The sequence below is a fragment of the Ruegeria sp. CE9 genome, from assembly GCF_056537425.1.
The window spans coordinates 1-1,317 of sequence record NZ_JBQFRO010000071.1 but is presented as its reverse complement, the minus strand read 5'-3'; the positions used below and the strand labels follow the sequence as shown (position 1 = coordinate 1,317).

Sequence of the window (1,317 nt, the reverse complement as noted above, 5' to 3'; positions counted from 1 at the left end):
CCCTGGCCCATCACAACGTATTTTTTGGTGATGACCAACGCAGCGAATTTGACCCTATCGAAAATGGTGCGCTGCCGCGTGATCCAACGCTTTATATCTGCGCTCAGGATTCTGGGCTCAACTCTAACACAGATACGGCGCTGCAAAGATTTGAAATTATCATGAACGGCGCGCCGACCGAGGCCCCAACAGAAAGGGAGGTGGCCGCATGTCGTCATCTGACATTCCAAACATTAGCGGATCGCGGGTTGATCTTTCCCGACCCGATCCCCGACAGCGCATTGATGACACCACAGGATTTCGCAACGATGTTTCCCGCCTCGCGCGGATCCCTTTACGGGCTGAGCCCACATGGAATGACGGCAGCATTGAAACGGCCACGGGCGCGGACCTCTCTCAAAGGTCTATACTTGGCGGGGGGCGGCACCCATCCGGGGGCGGGAATTCCGATGGCCTGCCTCTCAGGACGGCACGCGGCCGAGGCGATCTTGACGGACCATTCTTTAACCTTGCCGTCCCGCCCAACGGCTATGCGTGGTGGTATATCGACGGCATAAGCGATGACGGAACCAAGGCTATTTCGATCATCGCCTTCATAGGTTCAGTTTTCTCGCCGTGGTATCGTTGGTCGGGGCGCAAAGACCCCGAAGATCATTGCTGCTTGAATGTTGTCACCTATGGCAAAGGCGGCCGTTGGACGATGACAGATCGGGGCCAAGATGCGCTAGAGCTTTCGGAAACAGAAATGAAAATAGGCCCTAGTCACCTGTCTTGGGACGGTTCAGCCCTCACCATTCATATTGATGAACGCACAACACCACATGGCGGGCGGTTGCGCGGCAAAGTGACACTAACCCCACGCGCAGTGACGAATGTGGAATTGCCGCTCTGCGATGATGGTGCGCATATTTGGCGCCCTTTCGCACCCGTTGCCGATATCCAGGTTCGTCTCGAAAATGCAGGTTGGTCATGGTCTGGGCATGGATATTTTGATGCGAATTTTGGCACTCGCGCCTTAGAGGAAGATTTTGATTACTGGACATGGGGCCGCTTTCCAACGCGAGAGGGCGCTTGTTGCTTCTATGATGCAACGCGCTGCGATGGCAGCAATCTTGCGGCCGCCATTGCCTTTGATGAAACGGGCAAGGCATCGCCCGATGATGCGCCGCGCACTGCAAGGTTTAAGTCCGCATTTTGGGGGGTGCGCCGTGAAACCCGCGCGGATCCAGATTTTGCCCCACATGAGGTTCGGCCCATGTTGGACGCCCCATTTTACAACCGTGCTATGGTGCGAACCAAAATCAATGGTGAGACCGT

Annotated in this window: 2 protein-coding genes; both read left to right on the top strand. The window is 55.8% G+C overall.

Going from position 1 to position 1,317, the window contains the following annotated elements; genetic code table 11:
- Positions 1-557 (top strand): phytoene desaturase family protein (locus tag ACR0B3_RS24075; protein WP_480811246.1); only part of this gene is annotated, 557 nt, incomplete at its 5' end.
- Positions 545-1,317 (top strand): carotenoid 1,2-hydratase (gene crtC, locus ACR0B3_RS24070; protein WP_480811247.1); only part of this gene is annotated, 773 nt, incomplete at its 3' end. The genes ACR0B3_RS24075 and crtC, both read left to right, overlap by 13 nt.